At 58.5% G+C, this 357-nt stretch carries 1 protein-coding gene; it reads right to left on the bottom strand.

Annotated features, from left to right (window positions below; genetic code table 11):
* Window positions 1-357 (bottom strand): transposase (locus tag KP705_RS19630; RefSeq protein WP_215765526.1); only part of this gene is annotated, 357 nt, incomplete at both ends.

Raw genomic sequence — 357 nt, 5'->3', positions numbered from 1 at the left:
TGTGCGACAGCTTTGACGGCTTGTCCTGCCAGTCTTCGGGAATACGGCCTGCCCGGAGATCGGCTTTCTCGGCGTTCGTGTTGCGCTGCTTTGGAGCCGCCACCAGCGTTGCATCCAGGATCTGGCCCGACATCGGCAGATAGCCGGCGTGCCGCAGGGTCGCGTCAAAACGGTTGAACAGACCCTCGATCGCTCCCACCTGCGTCAGGCGCTCACGGAACAGCCAGAGTGTTTTGGCATCAGGAACACGATCTGAAAGCCCCAGCCCAAGGAAGCGCATGAACGACAGGCGATCGTTGATCAGATATTCCGTCCGCTCATCAGACAAATTGTTCAACGTCTGGATCACCAGGATCT

This window comes from Gluconobacter sp. P1D12_c (assembly GCF_018812105.1).
GTDB classification, from domain to species: domain Bacteria; phylum Pseudomonadota; class Alphaproteobacteria; order Acetobacterales; family Acetobacteraceae; genus Gluconobacter; species Gluconobacter oxydans_A.
Note: the sequence above shows the minus strand (reverse complement) of the source record. Positions and strands in the feature narration are given on the sequence as shown.